We start from the raw sequence: 25,099 nt of genomic DNA, 5'->3' as shown, positions 1-25,099 counted from the left end.
CGGGGGCGCGGGGCGGGGCGCGAGCGAGCCGTCTTCGTCACGTTCGACGCTCCGGTGCGACGAGTCGCGCCCGGACCGCGCCGCACGTGCGGCATGTCCCGCTCGCCCAGTGCTCCGGGTTCTTCCCCCACAGGAGGCCCGCGGTGCGCCCTCCTCCACAGTCCCGGCTCGGGATGGTCGGCGTTGTCGGCGCTCCACGGACGATCATCGGCATGCCGAACCCCACCCCGCTCCCCGTTCCCTTCCGCCAGAGTGCGTTCACCGTCGGTGCGGCCCTGCGGGCCGGCATCGGCGCGGAGCGCCTCCGCCGGAAGGACCTCGTCTCGCCGGTCCACGGCGTCCGGGCTCCAGCGGGAGCAGACGTCGGACGTGTCGAAGCGCTCTCGGTCGTGCTGCGCGAGGGACAGCGGTTCAGCCACGTCACGGCCGCACGTATCTGGGGCGCGCCGTTGCCGCACCGGATGGCGTCGGACGAGACGGTGCACGTGTCGTCGGACGCCGATGTCGCGATGCGACGGCAGGGGGTGATCGGACACCGTTCGCCGTCGCGGGCCGTCCGAGCGACCGCGTACGGACCGACCAGCAGCCCGGCTCAGGCCTGGTTCGAGTGTGCGGGCATGCTCTCCGTGGAGGATCTCGTCGTGCTCGGCGACCACATGGTGAGCCGGGAGCGAGGCCTCGCCACCCTCGATGACCTCGCAGCGGCGATCCGCCCCGGGGCGCGTGGCGTGCGGAACGCCCGCGCCGCGCTGGAGCGGATCCGGGTCGGCTCGGAATCGGCCATGGAGAGCCGCCTCCGCCTGGCGGTCGTCGATGCCGGGTTCCCGGAGCCCGAGCTGAACGCCGACGCGCACGACGCCCAGGGACGCTTCCTCGGGCGGGTCGACATGGCGTGGCCCGAGTACCGGATCGCGCTCGAGTACGACGGCGACCACCACCGCGAGCGCGAGACGTTCCGGCACGACCAACGGCGGCGGAACGGGTTCACGGTGAACGGCTGGCTCGTGATCCACGCGACTGCGGTCGATCTTGCTCGCCCGGCGGTCCTGTTCGAGCGGCTGCGGCTGGCGTTCGCCGAACGAGCGGACAGGACACGCCGTGCATGATGCGCCGGCAGCGCACGAGCTGTCGGCCGGGTGCGACGAGCGTGACGGATCCGGCCCGGCGGACGACGGCGCGGTTGGTGCGGGTGCGGGCGCGGCGTGCGCGTCAGGCCGCGGCGGGCGCGGGGGTGGGCGTGTAGTCGCGGGGGATGAGCGGGAGCCAGACGCGGAAGGTCGCACCGCCACCCTCGGTGTCGAAGACCTCGACCGAGCCGTTGTGCGCGTGCACGATGCCCGACACGATCGCGAGCCCCAGCCCGGAGCCGCCGGTGTCCCGGGCCCGCGAGGTGTCCGCACGCCAGAACCGCTGGAAGATCTTCTCGCGCAGCTGCGGGGGGATGCCCTCGCCGTGGTCGATCACGTCGATGTGCGCCATGCCACGGTCGTCGTCCACGCCGATGCCGATCTCGATCGGGTCGTCGTGCGCGGTGAACCGCATCGCGTTGCCCATCAGGTTCGTGATGACCTGCCGCACCTTGTTCTCCTCGGCGAGGACGATCGGCGGACGGGCCGGGAGCACGACGGTCGGCAGCGGGGACGTGTCGTCGGACGGCACGCCACCCTCGACCCCCATCGCACGGGTCCGGCGGGCACGCAGTCGCGCGAGGGTCTGCCGCGAGAACGCGATCGGCCCTGTCGTGTTCGCCGAGGACGGGGAGGTCGGCGGGACCTCGCCCGTGTCGGACTGCGGCGCCGGCGGGCGGACGGCCTGCGGCACGCTGACCCCCGTGACCGCGTCCTCGACGAGCACCTGGATCTCGCGGTCGGGGTTCGACGCCATCGTGTCGAGCGCGGAGTCGCGGGCGATCGCGACGAGGTCGACCGGCCCGAGTTCGAGCGGCTTCGACTCGTCGATCCGGGCGAGCTGGAGGAGGTCCTGCACGAGGAGCCCCATGCGCTGGGCCTCCTTCTCGATGCGCTCCATCGCCTGGGCGACGTCCTCCTCCTTGCGCAGTGCACCCATCCGGTAGAGCTCGGCGTACCCGCGGAGCGAGACGAGCGGCGTGCGGAGCTCGTGCGAGGCGTCGCCGACGAACCGTCGCATCTGCGCGATCGTCCGCTCGCGGTCCTCGAAGGCGCTGTCGATGCGTTCGAGCATCGCGTTGAGCGAGCGGTTCAGGCGGCCGACCTCGGTGTTCGGGGTGTCGGCCTCGAGGCGCTGGTTGAAGTCGCCGGCGGCGAACCGAGCTGCGGTGTCCTCGACGTCGCGCAACGGGTCGAAGGTCGCCGTGACGAGGAGCCGGGTCAGCATGGCGCCGAGCAGGATCACCGAGATGCCGAACCCGAGGAAGATCACGGTGAACCGGGCGATGGTCTGGTCGGTGTCGGCGCTGGACACGGCGACGAGCACGTAGCCCGTCTCGGCGGTGCCGCTCGACTGGTTCTGCAGCGACGCCGGGATGACCTGGGCACGCCACTCGTGGTCGTGCTGGCTGTCGTAGAGCGAGAACCGCTGCGACGACCGGGCCGCCGCCGAGAAGTCGAGCGACCGGATGTCCGGCCGGCTCGAGGCACGGGTCTGGCAGATCTGCTCACCCGACGAGTCGTACGCCGCGACGTAGGCGCTCTGCGACAGCACCACCGAGAGCTTGCAGTACTGCTCGCCGTCGCTGATGTTCTGGCCCTCGAGCTGCTCGGTCGTCTGCTTGACGTTGTCGTCGAGCTGCGACATGAGGTAGGTCGACAGCACCGTCATGGTGCCGAGGCCGGCGACGAGCAGCCCGAGCGCGACGAGGAGCACCGTGATCCCGGTGATCTTGGTGCGGAGGGAGATCCCGTCCCACCAACGGCTCATTCGCGTGTGCATGCTGCCCCAACGGTAGACGGCGCTCGCCCGGTGAAACCGGACGAGCGCCGTGAGGACGACGGCGGCCTACGAAGCCTTCGTCGCCTTGAGCATGTAGCCGAACCCACGCTTGGTCTGGATGATCGGCTCGCTCGAGTACTGGTCGAGCTTGCGGCGCAGGTACGAGATGTAGGACTCGACGATGCCGGCGTCGCCGTTGAAGTCGTACTCCCACACGTGGTCGAGGATCTGCGCCTTCGACAGCACCCGGTTCGGGTTGAGCATGAGGTAGCGCAGGAGCTTGAACTCGGTGGGCGACAGCTCGATCTGCGCGTCGCCGATCGTGACCTCGTGCGTGTCCTGGTCCATCGTGAGCTCGCCGGCGCGGATGATCGCGTCTTCCTCGTCGTTCATGGTGCGACGCAGGATGGCCTTGATGCGCGCGACGATCTCGTCGAGCGAGAACGGCTTCGTGACGTAGTCGTCGCCGCCGACGGTGAGACCGGTGATCTTGTCCTCGGTGTCGTCCTTCGCCGTGAGGAAGAGGATCGGCGAGGTGTAGCCGGACGAACGGAGACGCTTGGTGACGCCGAACCCGTTCATGTCGGGCAGCATGACGTCGAGGATGATCAGGTCGGGCTCTTCCTCGAGCACCGCCGAGATCGCCTGGGCACCGTTGCCGACCGCGCGGACGGCGAACCCGGCGAAACGCAACGAGGTCGTGAGGAGGTCGCGGATGTTCGGTTCGTCGTCGACGATCAGGATCTTGGGGCCATCGGTCATGCGCCCATCCTCTGACCGTTCCCTAGAGGTTTCCTGAGAGCGGCACGTACGGCGGCTAGGCGGCAGCCGCGACCTGATCGGCGTCGAGGATCGTGTACGCGTAGCCCTGCTCGGCGAGGAACCGCTGCCGGTTCTGCGCGAAGTCCTGGTCGACCGTGTCCCGCGTCACGAGCGTGTAGAACGACGCGGGTAGGCCGTCCTTGTTCGGGCGGAGGAGTCGGCCGAGACGCTGGGCTTCTTCCTGCCGGGACCCGAACGACCCGGACACCTGGATGGCCACCGTCGCGTCGGGCAGGTCGACCGAGAAGTTCGCGACCTTCGACACGACGAGCACGTCGATCGAGCCTTCGCGGAACGCCTGGAACAACCGCTCCCGCTCGTCGACGGGCGTGGACCCGGTGATCTCGGCGGCGTCGAGCGAGGCCGCGAGGTCGTCGAGCTGGTCGATGTACTGCCCGATCACGAGGATCTGCTCGCCGCGGTGCTTCTCGATGAGCTCCCGCACCACCGGGGTCTTCGCGGGGGTCGTCGCCGCGAGCCGGTACCGCTCGTCGTCGCCCGAGGCCGCGTACTCGAGCCGGTCGCTGTGCGGCAGGTCGATGCGGACCTCGTAGCAGGCGGCGGGGGAGATGTAGCCCTGCGCCTCGATCTCCTTCCACGGGGCGTCGTACCGCTTCGGCCCGATGAGCGAGAAGACGTCGCTCTCGCGTCCGTCCTCGCGCACCAGGGTCGCGGTGAGCCCCAGGCGGCGGCGCGCCTGCAGGTCCGCGGTGAGCTTGAACACGGGGGCGGGGAGCAGGTGGACCTCGTCGTACACGATGAGGCCCCAGTCGAGCGCGTCGAGGAGCGACAGGTGCGTGTACTCGCCCTTCCGGCGGGCGGTGAGGATCTGGTACGTCGCGATCGTGACCGGACGGATCTGCTTGACGGTGCCGGAGTACTCGCCGATGTCGTCGGCGGTCAGGGTCGTCCGGCGGAGCAGCTCGTCACGCCACTGCCGGGCCGAGACCGTGTTCGTCACGAGGATGAGCGTGGTGGCCTTGACGGTCGCCATCGCGCCGGCACCGACGAGGGTCTTGCCGGCGCCACAGGGCAGCACGACGACGCCGGACCCCTGGGCGAAGAAGGTGTCGACCGCCTGCTCCTGGTAGGGCCGGAGGTGCCAGGACGCGGTGTCGAGGTCGATCGGGTGTGGCTGCCCGGGTGTGTAGCCGGCGAGGTCCTCGGCCGGCCAGCCCAGCTTGACGAGCTCCTGCTTGACCTGTCCCCGCGCCCAGGGCTGCAGGGCGATCTCGTTGGGGGATCGCTGGTCGCCGAGCAGGGGCTTGATGCGCTTCGACCGGGTGACCTCGGCGAGCACGGACGGGTCCTCGGCGGTGAGCAGCAGGACGGGCTGGCGCTCGAGTTCCTCGGACGGGGAGTTCGCGATGACCGGGGCGTCGGGGCGTTCCTCGCGCCGGATCACCAGGCGGCCGTAGCGCGAGACGGTGTCGCGGATGTCGACCGTGACGCTCTGCGGCACCGGGAACTTCGCGAACCGCTCGAGCGTGCCGATCATCGACTCGGCGTCGTGCCCGGCGGCCCGTGCGTTCCAGAGCCCGAGGCGGGTGATGCGGTACGTGTGCACGTGCTCGGGTGCGCGTTCGAGCTCGGCGAAGGCCGCGAGTTCGTGCCGTGCGTCCTCGGCGTCGGGGTGTGCGACCTCGAGGAGCACGGTGCGGTCGCTCTGCACGATCAGCGGTCCGTTCATGACGGATCAGCCTAGGCGTCGCGGCTGCGAACGGGTGCGGTGCGCAGCGCTCCGGTGGAGAAGCGGCCCCGACCGTTCGCCTGCGGAGGAACGCCGCCGACCGACCACCCCGCTCAGGCCTCGCTCTCCACGGACACCACGAGCGACAGCGGCAGCGTCCGCTCGACGTCCACGCCGGTGTCCCGTCCGCGCACCCGCCCCGCCGCGACCGACGTCGGCACGATCGAGAACGGGTGTTCCGACCCGTCCGGCATCCGCACCGTCACGCGGACCGGGGTGCGTCCACGCACCGCCAGGTCGATCTGCCGCCCGAGCCACTCCTGCTCCGGCTCCGCCTCGCCGCGGCGGGTGGTCAGACGGAGCCGTTCCACGAGGGCGTGCGCCGCCTGCTCCGGCGTGCGGCCGGCGGCGCGGCGACGGAAGGGAGGCGCGACCCGCGTCGCGGGGCGGGCGGCGGCCGTCAGCACGGCCGGGTACCGCTGTTCCTCGAGCGCTGCCTGGACCACGTGCGCCGGGTGGTGCGTGACGAGGGTCGTCAGGTCCGGGCGCTCCCACGTGAGCTGACGGAGTTCGGCGTCGACCCCGATCAGGTCGAGCTGGTCCGGGGTGCCGTGCACGACGGCCCCCGTCCCGGAGGCATCGACGTCGACGACGATGCCGCCGTCGCGTCCGGCGACCTGGTCGACCAGGTAGGCGAGCGGCTGCGGCACCCCGGTGGCGGACAGCCGGTCGAGCGAGGCGAGCAGCGCCTCCTTCGTGTGTCCGGCGCGGAGGGCCCGGCGGACCGAGTCCTCGGAGACCCGGTACCGGGCGGCGAGCCCGGGCGCCTCGAGGTCGGCGACCACGCGCAGTGCGGCGTCGTCGGCCGGTGTCAGCGGACCGGGCGCGATCACGGTGAGGTCGTGCTGGAGGTACACGGTGTCGACGGTCGGCGGGAGGTCGGCGGCGGCGGCCCCGGCGTCACCGGCGACGACGGCGCGCCCGGTCGAGGTGACGGTGCCGTCGACCGCGAGCCCGAGCGCCGACGCCGTCCCCGCCACCTGGAGCAGCGTCGCGTCGAGCCAGCGGGATCCGGCCGGGTAGCGCCAGCGGCCGACGGACACGAGGTCGCGCAGGTCGTCCCCGGCGGTCTCGAGGACGTCGTGCACGGCCGGGTCGAGCGAGGACCACCAGCGTCCGACCAGACCGGTCCAGCGCTCGGGCCAGTCCGTCGTGAGCCAGGTCCGCCCGTCGTCCGTGGTGGTCCAGACGCCCTCGCCGGGGTCGGCGTACCCGACCCGGGCGAGCAGGGCCAGCCGGTCGGACACGACCTCGGCCTCGGCGCCGACGCGCTCGCCGAGGGTCCGCGCGAGCGGGGTGCCGATGCCGCCCTTCACGAGTTCGCGGACGCCTCCCTGGTCGACCGCGCGGACGAGCTCGGCGAGCACGGTCATCGTCGCGAACGCCTGCTCCGCACCGGCCGCTCGGTCCCGCTCGTCGTCCGGCGCAGCGCCCTGCCGCGGGTCCCCGGTCTGCTCGGACGGGCCGTCGGCGTCCGGCGCGTCGCGCAGGGCGCCGAGGTCGGGGTGGGCCGCCAGTCGGGCACCGACCGCGTCGTCGACGCCACCGTCGGGGTCGGCCAGGCCGAGCGCCACCGCCGGGGCGAGCGCGTCCGCGGCACCGGCGCCGTGCACGAGGGCGAGGAGCGTCGCCCTCGGCAGGTGCTCGAGCGCCGCGTCGACCGCGTCGTCGCTGCGGAGCGCCTCGGCGAGGTCGAAGAAGTCGGTCGCGTGCTGCGGACCGGAGTCGGCCAGCACGGCGGCGGGCAGTCGACGGGCGACCACGAGCCGTTCGAGCTCGTCGTCGGGCATCGCGCGCAGTCGTGCGGCGAGGTCTGCGGTGGTCGTCATCGGCCCCGGCTCCGGTCGGCGCCGGTGCTCAGCGTCCCGACCGGTTCTCGCGGGCGCGCTTCGACCAGGTCAGGCCGAGCAGGACGAACACGAGCACCATGCCGATCGGCAGGCCGATGAGCGGGACCGCCATGACGACCGGCCACGGCATCGAGCCCTGCGCGCTCGGGTCGGTCAACCACATGACGATCATCGCTGCGATGCAGAGGAGCGCGGCGATGAAGATCCCCCCGACCATGAACCCGAGCACGCGTTCGGTACGATTGAACGTCACCGGGGGCTGCACGTCATCGCGCGGGTTCCCGGTCGATCGGGTCGGCTTGGCCATCGACCCAGGATATCCGACGCACCACGGCCGTTCCACGACCTCGAGGAGTCCACGCATGCCCACCGGCAAGGTCAAGTTCTACGACGACCAGAAGGGGTTCGGGTTCATCACCGGCGACGACGGTGAGCCCGTGTTCCTGCACGCGTCCTCGCTGCCGGACGGCACCACCTCGGTCAAGGCCGGCACGCGCCTGGAGTACGGCGTCGTGCAGGGCAAGAAGGGGTCACAGGCGCTGTCCGTCCGCATGCTCGAGGAGCAGCCCTCCCTCGCGAAGATGTCCCGTCGGTCCGCCGACGACATGGCCGTCATCGTCGAGGACCTCGTGAAGGAGCTCGACCGCATCAGCGGCGACCTCCGCCACGGGCGCTACCCGAAGAACGGCGAGCGCATCGCCGCGATCCTGCGGCACGTCGCAGACCAGTTGGACGCCTGATGGTCGACGTCACGGAGCTCGCGCGCACGGCGCTGCTCGAGGTCACGTCCGAGGACACCGTCGGACAGCCGGTCGGCACGGTCGACGAGGGCGACGGGGTCGTCTCGGTCCTGTTCTCGAACCGGATGCCCGGCTACCCCGGCTGGCGCTGGACCGTCTCTGTCGCGCACGTCGAGGGCGACGAGCCCACGGTGCTCGAGGTCGAGCTGATGCCGGGTGACGGCTCGCTCGTCGCGCCCGAGTGGGTGCCGTGGTCCGAGCGCATGGCGGAGTACCGCGCGTCCCAGGGCGAGTCCGAGGACGACGAGGACGCCGACGAGGACGACGACGCGGACTCGGACGAGGACGCCGACTACGAGGACCCGGACGACGACGAGGCCGACGACGACGAGTCGGACGACGACGACGAGTTCGGCGACGACGAGGACGACCTCGACGAGTCCGACGACGACGAGCTCGACGGCGTCGACGTCGACCGGGCCGCCGAGGTCGTCGCGCTCGGCCACGTGACCGACGCGGACACGACGGACGACGCGGACGACGACGACACGGAGGCCGCGCCGCGTTCCCGCGGCGCCCGGCGCCGCGCACGGCGCGTCCGTCCGACCGAGCCGGACGACGACCTGGAGCTCGACCGGCTCGACGCCGGCGAGACCGAGCCGGGCCGCCACCGCGGTTGACCCCGACCGGGGCGGGCCGACGACCCGCCCCGGTCGACGGTCCGGACCACGGGACCACGGGACCGCGGGACCGCGACCACGAACACGACCGGACGCGCACCGCGGCCGACGCGCGCCGTGACCTGACGCGCACCGCGGCCTGACGCGCACCGCGACCGGTCGCGCACCGCGACCTGACGCGCACCGCGACCGGTCGCGCACCACCACCCGACGCGCACCGCGACCTGCAGCGCACCACGAACCACGAGCTGGTGCGCACCACGAGACGGACGGGAGGCGCGGTGCCAGCTGGCACCGCGCCTCCCGTCCGTCTCGTGGTCCCGGACCGACCGGACCGCCGCGCGGTCCCGGCCACGTGGCGGGTCGCGCCTCAGCCGCGCAGCGCGTGCACGACGAAGTCGATCGCCTGGACGAGCTTCGCCACGTCGTCGGGGTCGATGGCCGTGAAGGTCGCGACCCGGAGCTGGTTGCGGCCGAGCTTCCGGTACGGCTCCGTGTCGACGATCCCGTTGGCGCGCAGGGTGGCGGCGACGGCCTTCGCGTCGATCGAGTCGTCGAGGTCGATCGTCGCGACGACCTGCGACCGGTGCGACGGCTCGGTGACGAACGGCGTTGCGTAGTCGACCGAGTCCGCCCAGTCGTAGATCGTCGAGGACGAGGTCCGCGTCCGGGTGTCCGCCCAGGCGAGGCCACCCGACTGGTTGATCCAGGACACCTGGTCGTCGAGCATGAGCAGGGTCGCGAGCGCCGGGGTGTTCAGCGTCTGGTCGAGCCGCGAGTTGTCGACGGCGTTCTTCAGCGACAGGAACTCGGGCACGTACCGGTCCGAGGCAGCGATCCGCTCGACGCGTTCGAGCGCCGCCGGCGAGAACAGGGCGAGCCACAGGCCGCCGTCCGAGGCGAAGTTCTTCTGCGGCGCGAAGTAGTAGACGTCGGTCGCGCTGACGTCGAAGGCCGCTCCGCCCGCGGCGCTCGTGGCGTCGACGACGGTCAGGGCGCCGTCGTCGCCGGCCGCGCGGACCACGGGGGCCATGACGCCCGTCGAGGTCTCGTTGTGCGGGTAGGCGTAGACGTCGACGCCCTCGACCGGTTCGAGTGCGGACAGCGAGCCGCCGGGTGCCTCGATGACGTGCGGGGCCTCGAGCCACGGGGCCGAGGTGGACTTGGCGAACTTCGCCCCGAACTCGCCGAAGGACAGGTGCTGGGCACGGCGCTCGACGAGGCCGAACGCCGCAGCGTCCCAGAACGCGGTCGAGCCGCCGTTGCCGAGGACGACCTCGTAGCCGTCCGGCAGCTGGAACAGGTCGGCCAGGCCCCGACGGACGTCGCCGACGAGGGACTTGACGGGCTGCTGGCGGTGGGACGTCCCGAGGATCGTCGCCCCGCGCGTCACGAGGGACTCGAGCTGCGCGCCACGGATCTTGGACGGCCCGCAGCCGAAGCGGCCGTCGGTGGGGAGGAGTTCGGCGGGGATGACGATGTCGGCCATGGAGCAACCCTAGCGAGCGGTATCCCACCCCAGCCGTCCGGTCGGAGCAGCACGGCCGCTGCGCCCGTGGACGCGCCTTCGCGAGCGTTCCTCGTTGTCACCCCGAACAAGTAGGGTGGGCGCGCTGGGCCCAGACATGAGAGGCGGACCGTGACCGATCTCGTCGACACCACGGAGATGTACCTGCGGACGATCCTCGACCTCGAGGAAGAGGGGATCGTCCCGCTGCGCGCGCGCATCTCCGAGCGCCTGGGACACTCCGGCCCGACGGTCTCGCAGACCGTCGCCCGCATGGAACGCGACGGCCTCGTCGTGGTCTCCGGGGACCGGCACCTCGAGCTCACCACCGAGGGTCGCTCCCGCGCCACCCACGTCATGCGCAAGCACCGTCTCGCCGAACGTCTGCTGTCCGACGTCATCGGCCTCGACTGGGCCTTCGTGCACGACGAGGCCTGCCGGTGGGAGCACGTCATGAGCGAGCAGGTCGAGGTCCGCCTGCTCGAGATGCTCGGCAACCCGACCGAGTCGCCGTACGGCAACCCGATCCCCGGCCTCGCCGAGATCGGCGGACCCGAGGCCGGCGGCTTCCTCGACGGCGTGCAGAACATCGTCGCCGCGACCGAGGGCACCGACGCCGTCGCGACCGGGGTCGTCCGCCGCCTGGGCGAGCCCGTCCAGTTCGAGCCGGAGCTGCTCCACCAGCTGCGCACCGCGGGCGTCATGCCCGGCCGGGTCGCGAGCGTGCAGCGGGCCGGTGCCTACGTGGCCGTGCGGGTCGAGGGCGAGGACGCGGGCATCGAGCTGCCGTCCGAGGTCGCGCAGCACGTGTACATCGAGCGGTCCTGAGCGCCCAGGGCGACCGCCGGGCCTGAGAAACCCCACAAGGTAACGGCACCCACAGGCTCCTGACCAGGGCTTCGTCACCGGACCGTTACCTGAGGGGCGTTTCGTCTCGACACGGTAACGGTGCCCACGTACACTCGACGAGTCCCGGGCCGCCCACGAGGCCCAGGACCCGTGGCAGGACGTCTCGAACCCGTCTCCTGCCTCGATCGGAGACGATGACGAACGGATGGGGTTGCACGCCGGCGGTCACCCGCCACCGGCCGTGATGACGAGACGCCGGAGACCCCACCCTTGACGCAGACCGGTTCCGCCGCGGACGGCCAGACCCCCGCGAACCCGACGAACACCGCGAACGCCGCCCCCGCCCCGCTCACCCGACGAGCTGCACGCGAGACCACCGCCCCCGTGCGCAAGGTCACCCCGGTCCGTGACGCCCCGCTCCCCGGTGGCCGACGTGCCGCACAGGCCGCCCGTGCCGCGGAGACCGCGAAGGCGAGTGCCTCGGCCCGCAAGCGCCGGTTCCTCGCACCGGTCGTCCTGACCGTCGCAGCGGGCATGTTCGGCACCGTCGCGGTCGCCCCGGCGTTCGCCTCGACGCAGCAGACCGGGACCGACGCCGCGACCGCGCAGCGCCAGGTCCGCACCGTCGACGCCCAGCAGTTCTCGGTGTCCGACGCGGTCGCCCTCGCCGGCACCGACCGCGACGGCTACGGCGCCACCGCGCAGTCGACCCTCGACCAGCAGGCCGCGCAGAAGGCCGCCGCCGAGGCAGCCCAGCAGGCCGCCGCGACCCAGGCCGCCCGCGCCGCGACGCAGAAGCAGTACCAGTCGTACAGCGGCCCGAGCGCATCGGAGATCGCGAAGACCGCCTCGGCCGCGAACACCCCGTTCTCGCTCCCCGCGGTCGTGGCCACCGCGAAGCAGTACATCGGCACGCCCTACGTCTTCGGCGGCGCCGACCCGTCCGGCTTCGACTGCTCGGGCTACGTCATGTACGTCTACGCGCAGTACGGCATCAAGCTGGCGCACTCCGTCCCGCTGCAGGACGCCGCGGGCACGACGATCCCCGAGTCCCAGGCGCAGCCCGGCGACGTCGTCGTGTTCAACGACGGCTCGCACGACGGCTTCTACATGGGCAACGGCATGATCATGGACGCCCCGAAGCCCGGCGGATCGGTCTCGATCCGCCCGATCTGGTCGAACAGCTACCACATCGTCCGCTTCGGCATCTGACGACGGCACCCGCGCTCCGGTCGCCAGACCACGCGCCGCGGTGACGACCGACGTGTCGTTCCCGTGAACACTCCCGGAAACCGGCCCGCACACCCTCGTGCTGGGCCGGTTTCTGACGTAGCCTGACGCTGCACCGGTCCGAAGCCGGCCCGACCACGGGAGACCTCATGTCAGCGATCCGCACGACCCGCACCACGGGTCGGCGCGCGCTCGTGGACATACGGTCGACCGCCCCCTGCGTGCACCATCACGCCCTGTCCTGACGAGAGCACTGCCCATCCGGGTGGTGCTCTTCGCGGTTCCGGGCGTGGTCGCAGACCGCGGTCCCACGTCGGCGTCGCTCGGCCCGACGCACCCGCAGCGCCTGGAAGCCGTCCAGGCACGTCGGAAGGGAACCCATGCGCACTCTCGTCCTCAACGCCGGTTACGAGCCCCTCGCGGTGATCTCGGACCGACGGGCCCTCGTGCTGGTCATGAACCAGAAGGCTGCCATCGTCGCCGCCGACGCCGACCACCCGGTCACGGGGTCGACCGCGACCTTCGACCGTCCGTCCGTGATCATCCTCACGCGGTACGTGCGCATCCCGCACGCGCGGCTCGTGCCGGTGTCACGCCGCGGGGTGCTCCGCCGCGACGCGAACCGGTGCGCGTACTGCGACCGGCACGCCACCACCATCGACCACGTGCAGCCGCGCTCGCGCGGGGGACAGGACTCCTGGGAGAACCTCGTCGCCTGCTGCCTCGCGTGCAACAACACGAAGGGCGACCGCACACCGCAGGAGATGGGCTGGCGACTCCGGTTCCGGCCGAAGGCCCCGCACGGCGCCTCGTGGGTCGTGCGCGGGATCGAGCGGCCGCAGGCCGAGTGGGACGACTTCCTGGTCGCCGCCTGACGGACCGCCGGGTGGGGCTGCTGACGCAGCCACGGGCGGACGGGAGGCGCGGTGCGGGCCGGCACCGCGCCTCCCGTCCGTGCGTGGTCGCGCCGTGACGGAGGTGCCGCGTAGCGTGCGCCGCATGAGCGAGACGCCGCTGATCGACGACGCCACCATCGCGGACCTGCGTGCGCGCCTCCGGGCGACCCGTTGGCCGGACACGACCGGCGTGGAGGGATGGTCGCTCGGCGTCGACGTCGACGAGCTGCGGGAACTCGTCGCGTACTGGGCCGACGGCTTCGACTTCGCGGCGCACCGTGCCGCGCTGGCGGCGCTGCCCTCGCGCCGGGTCGTGGTGGACGGCATCGGCGTGCACGTGCTGCACGCGCGGTCCGGTCGGCCGGACGCGCTCCCGGTGCTCCTCGCGCACGGGTGGCCGGACTCGGGCTGGCGGTACCGGACCGTCCTGCCGATGCTCGTCGAGGCGGGGTTCGACGTCGTCGTGCCGGACATGCCCGGGTACGGCTTCTCGGACGCGCCGCCGCGGGTTCTCGACGCCCGGGAGGTCGCGGGGATGTGGGCGACGCTCATGCGCGACCTCGGGTACGAGCGGTTCGCGGCGTCCGGCGGCGACATCGGCACGCACGTGGTGCGGTACCTCGCGCTCGACCACCCGGACCGTGTCGTCGCGGTGCACCGGATCGACGGCGGGTTGGCGTGGCCCGGGCTCGACGCCTCGGACCTGTCGCCCGCGGAACGGGCATTCGTCGACGAGACCGCACGGTGGCGGACGGCCGAGGGCGCGTACGCGATGCTGCACCGCACGAAGCCGCAGACCGCCGCCGTCGGGCTCACCGACTCACCCGCCGGGCTCGCAGCATGGATCGTCGAGAAGCTCCGTGCGTGGAGCGACTGCGACGGTGACCTCTGGTCGGTGTACACGCGGGACCAGGTGCTCGCGCTGCTGACCGAGTACTGGGCGACGGCGACGATCGGGTCGTCGATGCGGATGTACCACGCCAACGCCGCGATCCCGCCGGAGCAGCTGGCCCGGCGGGTCGAGGTGCCGTCCGGGTTCTCGGTGTTCCCGGGCGACATCGTCCGGGCACCGCGGGAGTGGCTCGAGCGGACGACGAACCTCGTGTTCCACCACGAGCTCGACCGGGGTGGGCACTTCGCACCGGTGGAGGTGCCCGAGCTGTTCGTGGCCGAGGTGCGGGCGTTCCTGGAGCCGTACCGGGAGGCGATCCGCCGCTAGAGTGGACGCGCCAGCCTCTGTAGCTCAATGGAAGAGCAGTTCCGTCCTAAGGAAACGGTTGGGGGTTCGAGTCCCTCCAGGGGCACCACGCGTCGAGCGGGTGCGTTTCCCCGCCGTGGCGGTCGGCCCGGTCGTGCAGACCGGGCGTCCGACGGCTGGCCATCGGCGCGTTCTCCGGTGGGTTCTCCACAACCGTCGGGCCGGACGGTAGCGCGGGCCGTGCGCCCCGTACGATTGACCCCGTGTCCAAGGTCCTGAGCAGTCTCCCCGTCGGCGAACGAGTCGGCATCGCGTTCTCCGGAGGTCTCGACACCTCCTGCGCGGTCGCCTGGATGCGTGAGAAGGGAGCGGTGCCCTGCACGTACACGGCCGACATCGGCCAGTACGACGAGCCGGACATCGACGCCGTCCCCGGTCGCGCCCACGAGTACGGCGCCGAGATCGCCCGACTGGTCGACGCGAAGAGCGCCCTGGTCGAGGAAGGCCTCGTCGCGCTGCAGACCGGCGCGTTCCACATCCGCTCCGGCGGCAAGACGTACTTCAACACGACGCCGCTCGGTCGCGCGGTGACGGGCACCATGCTCGTCCGCGCGATGAAGGAGGACGGCGTCGACATCTGGGGCGACGGCTCCACCTACAAGGGCAACGACATCGAGCGGTTCTACCGCTACGGCCTGATGGCCAACCCGCGGCTCCGGGTCTACAAGCCGTGGCTCGACTCGGAGTTCGTCGAGGAGCTCGGCGGCCGCAAGGAGATGAGCGAGTGGCTCGTCGCGCGTGGCTTCCCGTACCGCGACTCCACCGAGAAGGCGTACTCGACCGACGCGAACATCTGGGGCGCCACGCACGAGGCGAAGAGCCTCGAGGAGCTGTCGAGCGGGCTCGACATCGTCGAGCCGATCATGGGCGTCGCCGCCTGGCGTGACGACGTCGAGGTCGCGACTGAGGTCGTCAGCGTCCGTTTCGAGGCCGGCCGCCCGGTCGCGATCAACGGCGTCGAGTACGCCGACGCCGTCGCCCTCGTCTACGAGGCGAACGCGATCGGTGGCCGCCACGGGCTCGGCGCGAGCGACCAGATCGAGAACCGCATCATCGAGGCGAAGAGCCGAGGCATCTACGAGGCGCCGGGCATGGCGCTGCTGCACATCGCCTACGAGCGGCTGCTCAACGCGATCCACAACGAGGACACCGTCGCGTCGTACCACAACGAAGGTCGCCGGCTCGGTCGCCTCATGTACGAAGGACGGTGGCTCGACCCGCAGTCGCTCATGCTGCGTGAGTCGCTGCAGCGCTGGGTCGCCTCGGCGGTCACCGGCGAGGTCACGCTGCGCCTGCGCCGTGGCGACGACTACACGATCCTCGACACCACGGGTCCGGCGCTGTCCTACCACCCGGACAAGCTGTCGATGGAGCGCGTCGGCGACGCCGCGTTCGGGCCGGACGACCGGATCGGTCAGCTCACCATGCGGAACCTCGACATCGCGGACTCGCGCTCGCGGCTCGAGCAGTACGCGGCGGCGGGCCTCATCGGCGGTGCGACCGGCGAGCTCGTCGGTGAACTCGAGGCGGGCGAGGCCGAGGAGATCCTCGGGGGAGCCCCGGTGACCGACGCCGCCGACGCACTCGGGCGTGCGACCGACGCCGTGTCCGAGGGCGCGGCGTTCGACTCCGGGACGGACTGACCGGCTGGCGACGCCGAGCGATCCGCTCGGCGTGACGCGACGAAGGGGAGCCACCGCGACGTGCGGTGGCTCCCCTTCGTCGTGTTCGGGTGCGGGTGGGTCGTGTGCGTCAACGTGGGTGTCGTACGACGGCGGCGGTGTCGTTCGGCGTCGGTCTGTGCGGCCGGCGTCGGGACGCGAGCTTGGCGGCGGGCCGTGTGCGTCATCGCGGGTGTCGTACGACGGCGGCGGTGTCGTTCGGCGTCGACGGACCGCTGCGCGGACCGCCCCGCGCCGTCCGCGCCGCCCCGCCCCGCGCTACCGCCGCTCGGCCGTCTCCGGGCGCTTCTGCCGCCACATCAGCGCGGGCGTCTCCGGACCGTCCCACACCTGCACGGCACCCCACGCCGCGGCGAGCAGCGGCACCGAGATGATCGCGCCCGTGATGCCGGCGAGCACGGTGCCGGCGGTCAGCCCGATCAGGATGACCAGGCCGTGCAACTTGAGCGTCTTGCCCATGAGCACCGGCTGGAGCAGGTTGCCCTCGAGCTGGTTCACGAGCACGACGATGCCGACGACGATGAGTGCGGCGACGGGGCCGTTCGCGACGAGGGCGACGAGCGCCGCGAGGATGCCGGCCGCGGTGGCACCGACGATCGGGATGAACGCCGTGATGAACACGACGACCGCGAGGGGCAGCGCGAGGGGCACGCCGATGATCGCCAGGCCGACGCCGATGCCGATCGCGTCCACGGCGGCGACGCTCGCGGTCCCGCGGACGTAGCCACCCAGGGTCTGCACGACGCGGTCACCCACGCGGCGGGCGCGCTCGTAGCGGGCGCCGGTGAACGGACGGAGCAGGAACTCCCAGATGCGTGGCCCGTCCTTGAGGAAGAAGAACAGCACGACGATCATCAGCACGAGGCCGGTGAGGAAGTTCGCGGTCGCGGACGCACCGGCGAGGGCACCGGAGCCGAACTGCGAGCTGGTGAGGAAGCCCTGCACGCCGCCGACGACCTGGTCGACCTGCTTGTCGGAGATCGCGAACGGCAGGTGGTCGACGGACTCCTGGAGCTGCTGGAACCCGCTGATCGCGGACTTCTGCAGGTCGGGCCACTGCGCGATGACCGCGACGACGATGAGCCAGCCGACCAGGCCGAGCACGACGAGCACGCCGAGCAGCACCGCGAGGGTGGCGAGCACCGAGGGGACCTTGTGACGTCGGAGCCAGGACACCACCGGGTGCATGGCCGACGCGATGATGAGCGCGAGGAGCACGGGGATCGTCACGACGCTCAGGGTGGCGGCGGCGTAGATGATCCCGCTCGCGATGATCAACACCACGATCGCCTGCAGGCAGCGGGTGGCGAGTCGTCCGAAGGCGTCGGTCCAGGGGCGGACGATCGCGCTCGGGGCGGCGTCGGAAGGGGCGTCGCTGGGACGGCCGAACAGGGGCATGTGGCTCCTCGTGGTCGTGCGGGACCCACCACGCTACCGGCGCGGGCGAGCGGAGGGCCGACGGGCGTCGAGCGACGTCCGCGGGACCGGGCCGGGGGTCGTCGGACGACGCCCGCGGGTCCGGGAGCGACGGCAGGACGCCGTCGGCGGGGTCGCCGCAATCCGCATCCACGTGGACGCGATCCGAGATCAGTCTTACGCTGGTCGGACCGGGTTCTCCTTCAGGGTCCCGTCGTCACGATGCCCACGTGTTCCACGTGGTCTGGCACAGCGGGACGGCCCGGTCGGATCCGAGGTGCGCATCACCTCGATGAAGGGCTGGTCACGATGACCGCCACCACGCTCCACTGCTCCGTCCTCGTCGAACTCTTCGACGGCTCCACGCGCTTCCCCACCACCGTCCCCTTCGGTGTCTCGATCCTGGCGATGAACTCGTGACCGCCCGCATGCCGTCCGACTGGCACCGCCACGGACTCCGGTCTCCCGACGAGGTCGCCGAGATCATCGCCGAACGCATCGGCGGCACGTCCGAGGCCCCGGTCCCCGTCGGCGCCGAACACGACGAACCGTCGTACGCCGACTTCCTCGGCGAACAGGTCTGACGCCACCACGCGACGGACGGGAGGCGCGGTGCCGGCTGGCACCGCGCCTCCCGTCCGTCGTGGGGTGCGTTTCCGGGAGGTGACGCCTGCCTGTGGATCCCGGCGCACGTCGGACCCGCGCGCGATACTGGTCGGGTGCGTGAACTCCAAGCCACCATCGCCGCGGACCTCGACGTCCAGCCGACCATCGACCCCGAGCACGAGGTCGCCCGCCGGGTCGGATTCCTCCGGGACTACCTGACCACGACCGGCGCGCGCGGGTACGTGCTCGCCGTGAGCGGCGGACAGGACTCGACGCTCGCCGGACGCCTCACCCAGCTCGCGGTCGAGTCGCTCCGTGCCGAGGGCCGCGAGGCCGCCTTCGTCACCGTCCGGATGCCCTACCGCGTGCAGGCCGACGAGGACGACGCGCAGCTCGCGCTCCGGTTCATCGGCGCCGACCCCGGCATCGTCGTGAACATCGAGCACGGTGTCGACGGCGTCGTGCAGGACACGTCCGCCTCGGGCGTCGACCTCAGCGACTTCGTGAAGGGCAACGTCAAGGCGCGCATGCGCATGGTCGCCCAGTACGCGGTCGCGGGGCAGCAGGGCCTCCTCGTCGTGGGCACGGACCACGCCGCCGAGGCCGTCACGGGCTTCTTCACGAAGTACGGCGACGGCGGTGTCGACCTCACCCCGCTCACCGGCCTGACCAAGAGCCAGGGCCGACAGCTGCTCGAACACCTCGGTGCGCCGGCGCGCCTGTACGAGAAGGCACCCACCGCCGACCTGCTCGACGACCTGCCCGGGCAGACCGACGAGGCGAACCTCGGGCTCACCTACGTCGAGATCGACGCGTACCTGCAGGGGCACGACGTCCCGGTCGAGGTCGCCGAGGCCATCGAGACGCGCTACCGCGCCACGGAGCACAAGCGTCGCGTGCCCGCGACGCCCTTCGACGAGTGGTGGCGCCCGACGGCCTAGGCCGTCGGGCGGGCCTCGCCCACGGGGGACCGACGGGAGGCGCGGTGCGGGTCCGTCCCACACCGCGCCTCCCGTCGTCGGTCGCGCCGTGTCCGTGTGGCCGGAGCGGCCGCCGCCCCGGCGGGATCAGGCCCGGCGGTCGCCCTCGTCGTCGCCGCGGCGCTGCTGCTGGCCGCCGGCGTCCTCGCGCTCGCCGCGCTGGCCACGGTCGGCGTCGTGCGCGGCTGCGTCCGCCTCGCTGTCGTGCTGCCCCCGGGTGGACGCGTCGGTGGGGTCGGAGGCATCAGCGGCGTCTGCGAGGTCGGCGAGGTCGGCCGGGGAGAGCGTCCCGCCGGCGTCGCGCTCGGCGGCGAGCCGCTGCTGCCAGAGCACACTGCGAGCTGCACCCTCGAGCACGTCGTCGACGCTGCTGCCCGTCTTCGCCGCGAGGGCGCCGCTCAGGCCGGCCGTCAGGGTCCCGCTCGCCGAGGCCAGGCGCTCGACGACCTCCTCCTGCCGGTCGGTCAGGGGTTCGTCGACCATGCTGTCGACCGTCTCGCGGATGTTCGCCTCGCTGGCGTCGAGTGCGTCGTCGTCCCCGGCGTGCAGGGCCGATGCCTCACCGACGACCACGAGTCCGAGTCGTGCGACGTCGTCCTCAGGACGTGAGCGTTCGTTCTCGTTGGTCATGATCGGGACCGTACGCTCCGGCCAGCCGTGGCACCTGTACGGGTGGGGGACCCTGCTGGCGCGGCGACCGCCGATCAGCACCGACGACGAACGCCCCGCACCACGAGGACGTGGTGCGGGGCGTTCGGACCGGGGGACGGTACCCAGCCGGGTCGACGCGTGGGCGTCGACCGAGCAGGTCAGCGGCGGGCGCCGCGGCCCGCGAAGCGGGTGTAGAGGAACAGCACGATGACGGCACCGATGATCGAGCCGATGATGCCGGCGGGCTGGAAGAAGCCCTCCATCGGGTCGTGCTGGAAGATGAGGAAGCCGAGGAAGCCGCCGACGAACGAGCCGACGATGCCCAGGACGATCGTCATGAGGATCGACATGTGCTGCTTGCCGGGGATGATGAGGCGGGCGAGGGCGCCGGCGATGAGGCCGACGATGATGAGGCTGATGATGAGACCGAGCACGGTGTCCTCCTTGGATCAGGACCCTCCACCACGGTCGGGGCCGTCCGTGGTTCGGGTCGATCCCCGATTGAACTCCGTTGTTCCTCAGCACCCGCTCAGCTTGTGCGCAGGTTCAGGATCGCCGACGTGGTCGGCGACCCCGCCGGGCCCTCGGCGCCCGTGGTCGACGGGTCAGACGATGCCAGCGGCCTCGAGCTCCGAGCGGAGTTCGGCGTCCGACGGCTCGACGAAGTGCTTGCCGTTCGGGAGCACCACGACCGGGATGTTCTTGCGTCCGCTGATCGCCTCGGCACGGCCGGCCGCCGACAGGTCCGCCTCGACGTCGACGTACTGGTAGTCGAGCCCCAGCCCGTCGAGCAGCGCCTTCGAGCGCCGGCAGTCGCGGCACCAGTCCGCGCCGAACATCGTCACCTTGTCGAACGTCTCGTCAGTCATGTCCACACAGTACGTCCGGAGGACACCGGACATTCCCACGACGGCCCGCTCCGGGGAGGAGCACGATGGCGCCATGACGACGACGACGGACGCATCCGTCCACCCGCACCACCGGCACGGCTGGTGGTGGAAGACCCTGCTCGCCGGGGCCGTGCTCTGGGCCGTCACGGTGGTCGTCACCGTGCTGACGCTGAACACGAACCTCGTGCCGACGATCATCCTGCTCGGCAGCTTCCTGGTGCCCTTCACGGTCGTGCTCTTCGTGATCGAGCGGGTCACGGGCACGGTGAGCACGATGCAGCTCGTCACCGCGTTCTTCGTGGGCGGGGTGCTCGGGGTGCTCGGCGCGTCCCTGCTCGAGGCAGACCTGCGGCAGGACGCGTTCGTGTACGTCGTCGTCGGGTTCGTCGAGGAACTCGTGAAGGGTGTGCTGCTCCTCGTGGTCGGGTGGCGGGTGCGTCCCAAGACCGCGCGGCAGGGTGCCCTGCTCGGGGCGACGATCGGCGCCGGGTTCGCGGCGTTCGAGTCGGCGGGCTACGCCTTCAACGCCGCGATCACGCAGCGCGGGATCGACCTCGTCTCCCTGCTGCAGACGGAGGTCGTGCGTGCCGTGCTCTCGCCGGTCGGTCACGTGCTCTGGACGGCGATCCTCGGAGCGGTGCTGTTCGGGGCCGCCCGGGGTGGGGAGCGGCTGCGGTGGTCGTGGTCGATCCCGGTGGCGTACGTCGGGGTCGCCCTGCTGCACGGGCTGTGGGACAGCAACGGGACGCTGTCGACGGTGCTCGCGTTCGTGCTCACCGGCACGCCGTTGTCTGCCGCCGGGACGGGCGCGGTGCCGCCGACGCTCGCCGGGATCGCCACCACGCTGTACGTGGTCGGGCTGCTCGTCGTGACCCTGATCGGCGTCGCGGTCCTGGTCTGGCTGCTCGTCAGCCACCGACACCGCGACCGTGCGCTGCTCGAACGGGCGCAGGCGGAACGGGCGCAGGCGGCGGTCGGGGGACCGTCGTGGTGGGCTGTGGCGGGCCCAGTGGAGCAGCGAGACTGGGAGGCGACGCCGCGGCGGGACGATCGCTGACACCGCCCAGGATGGCGAGCCCGGGCGTTGGTGATCTTCATCGCTTCTGTCTGATGACGACTGTCGTGACACCGGCGAGGGCGAGGACGCTCGTGGTGGTCCAGCCGACGACGGCTGGGACGGCAGCGGTTGCCGTGAGCGTTGCCGCTGCGGCGGTGAGCATCAGCAGTGCTACGAGTGCCCCCGGCGCTCCGTTGTCTTCGCGCATCAATCCTCCTCGTCGGATGGTCCCAGCCCCTGACGCCTCCGTCAAACATCACATCGTGAACATCGTTCTTGCTGGCATCTCGCTCCGGCGGGACCGCCGCGCGACCGGGCCGTACGATGGACCCCGTGCCGCAGCGACCCGACCCCGCCCGGGCGACGTGGGCCTCGGCGGCGGTCCGCCGCTTCGCCGCCGTCACCAACCTGCTCGTCGCCGCCCGCACGTTCCGCACGGTCGGTGGCGACCCCGAGGACGTCGCCGCGCTGCACGCCCTGCTGACCGGCCTCGGTGCGCGGGCCGCGGACGGGGACGACCCCGTCGACCAGCTCTGGTGCCTCGGCGACCCGGACGACGCCACCGCGGCCGTCGAGCGCGAGGCCGTCCGTCCCCGCGGCCGGACCCTCGTCGTGGTCGACGCCGGGCGCCACGCCCCGGCCGTCGACGAGGACGCCTTCGGACCCGTCGCACCGGCCCGGCCCGGGGTGCTCGCGGTGCCGACGCTGTCCGACGACGTCTTCCTGGTGTCCGTGGGCCGCGACCCGGAGGTCGACCCCGCCGCGGCCGCCCGGATCCGCTGGGCACGTCGGTCGATGCCGGTCTCGCGTGCGGTCGCCGCCGAGCTCCGCGACGCGGGTCTGCTCCGCGGGACCCGGGTCGGCGTCGCGATGGTGCTCGAGCCGAAGACGGCGGTGCTGAGCCTGCTCCTCCGCGAGGCGGGTGCCGAGGTCGTCGTCTACGCGCACGCCGACGAGACCGACGAGGCCGTCGCCCAGGTCCTCCGCGACGCCGGGCTGCCCGTGCACGCGTCGAGCACCGCGACGCCGGCCGAACAGCGCACGCTCGCCCTCGCGATGCTCGACACCCGACCGCAGGTGCTGCTCGACGACGGTGCGCACGTGGTCCGGCTCGCGCACCAGGACCGGCCGGAGCTGCTGCCGACGATGCTCGGTGCGGCCGAGGAGACCACGAGCGGCCTCCGCCCGCTCCGGGTGATGGCGGCACGCGGCGAACTCGGCATCCCGGTCGTCGCCGTCAACGACGCCCGCACCAAGACGTTCTTCGACAACCGGTACGGCACCGGGCAGTCGACGGTGTTCGCGGCGCTCGACCTGGTCGACGGGCTCGCGTCCGGCACGCACCGGGTGCGGTCGGGAGGCGTGGCGGTCGTCGCCGGGTCCGGTCCCGTGGGCGAGGGGGTCGCCATGGTGCTCCGTGCGCTCGGGTTCCGGGTCACGGTCGCCGAGACGGATCCCGTGCGCGCCCTGCAGGCGCGCTTCGCCGGGTACCGGGTGGCACTGCTCGAGGACGCGGTGCGGGACGCCGACCTCGTCGTGAGCGCGACGGGCGTCACCGACACGATCGACCTCCGGACGCTGCGGGCCTGCGCACCCGGCGCGGTCGTCGCCGTCGCGGGTGGTGTCGAGCAGGAGGTCGCCGTCATCGACGCGCTCGCGGACGGCGCGGTGCCGCGGACCGAGGCCCGGAAGGTCGAGCGATTCACGTGGCCAGACGGGCACCACGTGGTCGTGCTCGACCGCGGCGGGTGCGTGAACATCACCGCGGCCGAGGGCAACCCGGTCGAGATCATGGACCTGTCCTTCGCGGTGCAGCTCGGGGCGGTGCGGATGCTCCTGGAGCGCGGCGACGAGCTGGACCGGACGGTCGTGCCGATCGACCCCGCGGTGGACGAGGCGACCGCCCGGGCGGCGCTCGCCGCGTTCGGGAGCCGAGCCGCGCCTCCAGGCCGTCCTGGTGAGCACCCGGCGGACCGCGAGCCGGACGTCCGCACCCACCGGTTCGGGACGCCCGCGTGAGCGGCACGCGCAGCGACGCCCGCACCGGCGACCGGGGCACGGTGGTCGTGCACTCGGCACGCGTCGTCGTGCCGATGACCGCACCGCCGATCGCGGACGGGGCGGTCGCGGTACGCGACGGACGCATCCTGCACGTCGGCGACCGCTCGTGGGTCGTCGACCAGCTCGACGGCACGACGGTCACCGAACGCCGGTGGCGCGGGGCGCTGCTCCCCGGGCTCGTGAACGCGCACACCCACCTGCAGTACACCGGCATGGCCAGTGTCGGACAGCGGCAGTACGCGGGCTTCGAGGACTGGGCCGCCGCGTTCAACGTCGACTACGCGCTCCCGCACGACTGGCGCGCCGAGGCCGTCGCCGGTGCCCGGGCCTCGCTCGTCGCCGGGGTCACGAGCATCGCCGACGTCGTCACGGACATCGAGGCGGCCGACGTGCTCGAGGCGACCGGGCTCGGCGGCATCGCCTACTGGGAGGTCATGGACTGGGAGAACCAGGCGTGGCGGGACCACGGGCGCCACCAGGTCCTCGAGGAGCTCGCGCGCATCCCGACCACCCCCGGTGCCGGGCTCTCCCCGCACGCGCCGTACTCCCTCGACGTCTCCCCGCTGCTCGAGCTGCCCGACATCGTCCGCCAGCGCGGCCTCCGCCTGCACCTGCACCTCGGGGAGGCCGCGTTCGAGGGCGAGCGCGTCGCCCTCGGTCCGGTCCCGGGACTCGAGGGCGTCGACGGCGTCGGACCCGCGGGGGCCGGGCACACCGCCGACTGGCACCTCGCGGACGTGCCGTCGTTCCGGGCGATGCGCGCGCTCGGGTTCGGTGCGAGTGCGACCGCGTTCGTGGACCGGCTCGGGGTGCTCGGGCCGGACTGCCACATCGCGCACGGCGTGTACGTCACCGCCGCCGACCGGGCGCTGCTCCGGGCACGGGGGACGAGCGTGGCACTGTGCCCGCGGTCGAACGCCGTCATCGGGCTCGACCCGCCGCCGGTCGCCGACTACCTGCGCGAGGGCAGCCCGATCGCCGTCGGTACCGACTCGCTGTCGTCCTCGCCGTCCCTCGACCCGATGTCCGACGTCACCGCGCTGCACCGGATCGCCCGTGCCCAGGGCTACGGCCACCGCGACCTGCACGAGCGGCTGCTCGCGGCGGTGACCCTCGGCGGAGCGCAGGCGATGGGCACCGCGGTGGGCCCGGACCGCGTCGGGCACCTCGCCGTCGGCGCCCGGGCGGACCTCGCGGTCTTCGACGTCGACGCCAGGACGGTGCCGGACGCCCTCGCCGAGCTCGTCGAGGACGGTACCGGCCG

At 72.3% G+C, this 25,099-nt stretch carries 24 protein-coding genes and 1 tRNA gene; 14 read left to right on the top strand and 11 right to left on the bottom strand.

Annotation, left to right across the window (positions count from 1 at the left end; all coding sequences use genetic code 11):
• Positions 1-212 precede the first annotated feature (212 nt).
• Positions 213-1,106: a hypothetical protein gene (locus BEP24_RS11890; RefSeq protein ID WP_065963643.1), complete on the top strand. Its 894-nt coding sequence runs from the start codon at positions 213-215 to the stop codon at positions 1,104-1,106.
• A gap of 103 nt (positions 1,107-1,209) precedes the next feature.
• On the opposite strand, the gene BEP24_RS11885 is transcribed toward BEP24_RS11890, so the two are convergent.
• From BEP24_RS11885 to BEP24_RS11865, 5 genes are all read right to left on the bottom strand, one after another.
• Positions 1,210-2,898, bottom strand: coding sequence for a HAMP domain-containing sensor histidine kinase (locus BEP24_RS11885; RefSeq protein WP_253181673.1), 1,689 nt, complete (start codon positions 2,896-2,898; stop codon positions 1,210-1,212).
• A 78-nt stretch (positions 2,899-2,976) separates the two neighbouring features.
• Positions 2,977-3,672: a response regulator transcription factor gene (locus BEP24_RS11880; RefSeq protein ID WP_058740468.1), complete on the bottom strand. Its 696-nt coding sequence runs from the start codon at positions 3,670-3,672 to the stop codon at positions 2,977-2,979.
• Between the two features lie 55 nt (positions 3,673-3,727).
• Entirely contained in the window at positions 3,728-5,422 is a 1,695-nt protein-coding gene (locus tag BEP24_RS11875; RefSeq protein WP_065963637.1) for a DNA repair helicase XPB, read from the bottom strand.
• Positions 5,423-5,535: 113 nt separating this feature from the next.
• A complete protein-coding gene (locus BEP24_RS11870; protein ID WP_065963634.1) occupies positions 5,536-7,311 on the bottom strand; it encodes a helicase-associated domain-containing protein in 1,776 nt (591 codons plus the stop codon).
• Between the two features lie 28 nt (positions 7,312-7,339).
• Positions 7,340-7,639 (bottom strand): hypothetical protein, encoded by a 300-nt coding sequence (locus tag BEP24_RS11865; RefSeq protein WP_065963632.1) that lies wholly within the window; start codon positions 7,637-7,639, stop codon positions 7,340-7,342.
• Positions 7,640-7,694: 55 nt separating this feature from the next.
• Here BEP24_RS11865 and BEP24_RS11860 point away from each other — a divergent pair, with 55 nt between their 5' ends.
• Positions 7,695-8,072, top strand: a complete 378-nt coding sequence (locus tag BEP24_RS11860) for a cold-shock protein (RefSeq protein WP_065963630.1) — start codon at positions 7,695-7,697, stop codon at positions 8,070-8,072.
• A complete protein-coding gene (locus BEP24_RS11855; protein WP_065963629.1) occupies positions 8,072-8,752 on the top strand; it encodes a DUF3027 domain-containing protein in 681 nt (226 codons plus the stop codon). Before BEP24_RS11860 ends, BEP24_RS11855 begins: the two co-directional genes overlap by 1 nt.
• A 370-nt stretch (positions 8,753-9,122) precedes the next feature.
• On the opposite strand, the gene serC is transcribed toward BEP24_RS11855, so the two are convergent.
• A complete protein-coding gene (gene serC / locus BEP24_RS11850; protein WP_065963627.1) occupies positions 9,123-10,241 on the bottom strand; it encodes a phosphoserine transaminase in 1,119 nt (372 codons plus the stop codon).
• Positions 10,242-10,391: 150 nt separating this feature from the next.
• Here serC and BEP24_RS11845 point away from each other — a divergent pair, with 150 nt between their 5' ends.
• From BEP24_RS11845 to argG, 6 genes are all read left to right on the top strand, one after another.
• A complete protein-coding gene (locus tag BEP24_RS11845; protein ID WP_065963626.1) occupies positions 10,392-11,087 on the top strand; it encodes a metal-dependent transcriptional regulator in 696 nt (231 codons plus the stop codon).
• Between the two features lie 291 nt (positions 11,088-11,378).
• Positions 11,379-12,320 (top strand): C40 family peptidase, encoded by a 942-nt coding sequence (locus tag BEP24_RS18150; protein ID WP_065963625.1) that lies wholly within the window; start codon positions 11,379-11,381, stop codon positions 12,318-12,320.
• Between the two features lie 398 nt (positions 12,321-12,718).
• Positions 12,719-13,213 carry an HNH endonuclease gene (locus tag BEP24_RS11835; protein ID WP_065963623.1) on the top strand — a complete coding sequence of 165 codons (495 nt, stop codon included), beginning with the start codon at positions 12,719-12,721 and terminating at the stop codon, positions 13,211-13,213.
• A 124-nt stretch (positions 13,214-13,337) separates the two neighbouring features.
• Positions 13,338-14,453, top strand: coding sequence for an epoxide hydrolase family protein (locus BEP24_RS11830; RefSeq protein ID WP_065963621.1), 1,116 nt, complete (start codon positions 13,338-13,340; stop codon positions 14,451-14,453).
• 13 nt (positions 14,454-14,466) lie between these two features.
• Positions 14,467-14,541 (top strand) — tRNA-Arg (locus BEP24_RS11825).
• Between the two features lie 154 nt (positions 14,542-14,695).
• On the top strand, positions 14,696-16,135 hold the full coding sequence (gene argG / locus BEP24_RS11820) for an argininosuccinate synthase (RefSeq protein ID WP_065963619.1): 1,440 nt from the start codon (positions 14,696-14,698) through the stop codon (positions 16,133-16,135).
• 297 nt (positions 16,136-16,432) lie between these two features.
• Here argG and BEP24_RS11815 read toward each other — a convergent pair whose 3' ends face one another.
• A complete protein-coding gene (locus BEP24_RS11815; RefSeq protein WP_065963617.1) occupies positions 16,433-17,572 on the bottom strand; it encodes an AI-2E family transporter in 1,140 nt (379 codons plus the stop codon).
• Between the two features lie 434 nt (positions 17,573-18,006).
• Here BEP24_RS11815 and BEP24_RS17625 point away from each other — a divergent pair, with 434 nt between their 5' ends.
• Together BEP24_RS17625 and nadE are read left to right on the top strand one after the other, a co-directional pair.
• Positions 18,007-18,174 carry a hypothetical protein gene (locus BEP24_RS17625; RefSeq protein WP_171898802.1) on the top strand — a complete coding sequence of 56 codons (168 nt, stop codon included), beginning with the start codon at positions 18,007-18,009 and terminating at the stop codon, positions 18,172-18,174.
• Between the two features lie 135 nt (positions 18,175-18,309).
• Positions 18,310-19,137 (top strand): ammonia-dependent NAD(+) synthetase, encoded by an 828-nt coding sequence (gene nadE / locus BEP24_RS11810; protein ID WP_065963614.1) that lies wholly within the window; start codon positions 18,310-18,312, stop codon positions 19,135-19,137.
• A 126-nt stretch (positions 19,138-19,263) separates the two neighbouring features.
• Here nadE and BEP24_RS11805 read toward each other — a convergent pair whose 3' ends face one another.
• The 3 genes from BEP24_RS11805 to BEP24_RS11795 all read right to left on the bottom strand — a co-directional run bounded on the left by BEP24_RS11805 (position 19,264) and on the right by BEP24_RS11795 (position 20,696).
• Positions 19,264-19,806: a hypothetical protein gene (locus tag BEP24_RS11805; protein WP_065963611.1), complete on the bottom strand. Its 543-nt coding sequence runs from the start codon at positions 19,804-19,806 to the stop codon at positions 19,264-19,266.
• Positions 19,807-19,985: 179 nt separating this feature from the next.
• Positions 19,986-20,261 (bottom strand): GlsB/YeaQ/YmgE family stress response membrane protein, encoded by a 276-nt coding sequence (locus tag BEP24_RS11800; RefSeq protein ID WP_065963609.1) that lies wholly within the window; start codon positions 20,259-20,261, stop codon positions 19,986-19,988.
• 171 nt (positions 20,262-20,432) lie between these two features.
• The gene (locus BEP24_RS11795) at positions 20,433-20,696 is read right to left on the bottom strand and encodes a glutaredoxin domain-containing protein (protein ID WP_065963648.1); all 264 of its coding nucleotides are present in this window, start codon (positions 20,694-20,696) and stop codon (positions 20,433-20,435) included.
• A 73-nt stretch (positions 20,697-20,769) separates the two neighbouring features.
• Here BEP24_RS11795 and BEP24_RS11790 point away from each other — a divergent pair, with 73 nt between their 5' ends.
• Positions 20,770-21,774, top strand: a complete 1,005-nt coding sequence (locus BEP24_RS11790) for a PrsW family glutamic-type intramembrane protease (RefSeq protein ID WP_065963605.1) — start codon at positions 20,770-20,772, stop codon at positions 21,772-21,774.
• Between the two features lie 37 nt (positions 21,775-21,811).
• On the opposite strand, the gene BEP24_RS17620 is transcribed toward BEP24_RS11790, so the two are convergent.
• Positions 21,812-21,982: a hypothetical protein gene (locus BEP24_RS17620; protein ID WP_171898801.1), complete on the bottom strand. Its 171-nt coding sequence runs from the start codon at positions 21,980-21,982 to the stop codon at positions 21,812-21,814.
• Positions 21,983-22,107: 125 nt separating this feature from the next.
• Here BEP24_RS17620 and BEP24_RS11785 point away from each other — a divergent pair, with 125 nt between their 5' ends.
• Both BEP24_RS11785 and BEP24_RS11780 read left to right on the top strand, forming a co-directional pair.
• Complete coding sequence (locus tag BEP24_RS11785; protein WP_171898800.1) at positions 22,108-23,793, top strand: adenosylhomocysteinase; 1,686 nt, start codon at positions 22,108-22,110, stop codon at positions 23,791-23,793.
• A partial coding sequence (locus BEP24_RS11780; protein WP_366556885.1) for an amidohydrolase family protein occupies positions 23,790-25,099 on the top strand: 1,310 nt, incomplete at its 3' end. The genes BEP24_RS11785 and BEP24_RS11780, both read left to right, overlap by 4 nt.

The sequence above is a fragment of the Curtobacterium sp. UCD-KPL2560 genome (genome assembly GCF_001705035.1).
In the GTDB taxonomy this organism is placed as follows: domain Bacteria; phylum Actinomycetota; class Actinomycetes; order Actinomycetales; family Microbacteriaceae; genus Curtobacterium.
Note: the sequence above shows the minus strand (reverse complement) of the source record. Positions and strands in the feature narration are given on the sequence as shown.

Coding starts and splice junctions, on each gene's coding strand:
- BEP24_RS11805 (WP_065963611.1), bottom strand. CDS start 19,806: ATGACCAACGAGAACGAACGCTCACGTCCTGAGGACGACGTCGCACGA.
- BEP24_RS11875 (WP_065963637.1), bottom strand. CDS start 5,422: ATGAACGGACCGCTGATCGTGCAGAGCGACCGCACCGTGCTCCTCGAG.
- BEP24_RS11835 (WP_065963623.1), top strand. CDS start 12,719: ATGCGCACTCTCGTCCTCAACGCCGGTTACGAGCCCCTCGCGGTGATC.
- BEP24_RS11860 (WP_065963630.1), top strand. CDS start 7,695: ATGCCCACCGGCAAGGTCAAGTTCTACGACGACCAGAAGGGGTTCGGG.
- BEP24_RS17620 (WP_171898801.1), bottom strand. CDS start 21,982: ATGCGCGAAGACAACGGAGCGCCGGGGGCACTCGTAGCACTGCTGATG.
- BEP24_RS11815 (WP_065963617.1), bottom strand. CDS start 17,572: ATGCCCCTGTTCGGCCGTCCCAGCGACGCCCCTTCCGACGCCGCCCCG.
- BEP24_RS11865 (WP_065963632.1), bottom strand. CDS start 7,639: ATGGCCAAGCCGACCCGATCGACCGGGAACCCGCGCGATGACGTGCAG.
- BEP24_RS11880 (WP_058740468.1), bottom strand. CDS start 3,672: ATGACCGATGGCCCCAAGATCCTGATCGTCGACGACGAACCGAACATC.
- BEP24_RS11855 (WP_065963629.1), top strand. CDS start 8,072: ATGGTCGACGTCACGGAGCTCGCGCGCACGGCGCTGCTCGAGGTCACG.
- BEP24_RS11890 (WP_065963643.1), top strand. CDS start 213: ATGCCGAACCCCACCCCGCTCCCCGTTCCCTTCCGCCAGAGTGCGTTC.
- BEP24_RS11885 (WP_253181673.1), bottom strand. CDS start 2,898: ATGAGCCGTTGGTGGGACGGGATCTCCCTCCGCACCAAGATCACCGGG.
- BEP24_RS11870 (WP_065963634.1), bottom strand. CDS start 7,311: ATGACGACCACCGCAGACCTCGCCGCACGACTGCGCGCGATGCCCGAC.
- BEP24_RS11795 (WP_065963648.1), bottom strand. CDS start 20,696: ATGACTGACGAGACGTTCGACAAGGTGACGATGTTCGGCGCGGACTGG.
- serC (WP_065963627.1), bottom strand. CDS start 10,241: ATGGCCGACATCGTCATCCCCGCCGAACTCCTCCCCACCGACGGCCGC.
- BEP24_RS11790 (WP_065963605.1), top strand. CDS start 20,770: ATGACGACGACGACGGACGCATCCGTCCACCCGCACCACCGGCACGGC.
- BEP24_RS11830 (WP_065963621.1), top strand. CDS start 13,338: ATGAGCGAGACGCCGCTGATCGACGACGCCACCATCGCGGACCTGCGT.